Below are 222 nucleotides of genomic sequence, written 5' to 3'. Positions count from 1 at the left end.
CGGCTCCGCCTCTTCAGCTTAACCTCGCACGGGATCGTAACTCGCCGGTTCATTCTACAAAAGGCACGCCATCACCCGTTAACGGGCTCTGACTATTTGTAGGCACACGGGTTCAGGATCTCTTTCACTCCCCTTCCGGGGTGCTTTTCACCTTTCCCTCACGGTACTGGTTCACTATCGATCACTAGGGAGTATTTAGCCTTGGGAGATGGTCCTCCCAGA

1 rRNA gene is annotated in these 222 nt (G+C 54.1%); it reads right to left on the bottom strand.

Going from position 1 to position 222, the window contains the following annotated elements:
- Positions 1-222 (bottom strand): 23S ribosomal RNA (locus MR083_RS27495); the annotation flags it as partial.

Source organism: Bacillus cereus group sp. BfR-BA-01408 (assembly GCF_022663305.1).
Classification (GTDB): Bacteria; Bacillota; Bacilli; order Bacillales; family Bacillaceae_G; genus Bacillus_A; species Bacillus_A pacificus.
Note: the sequence above shows the minus strand (reverse complement) of the source record. Positions and strands in the feature narration are given on the sequence as shown.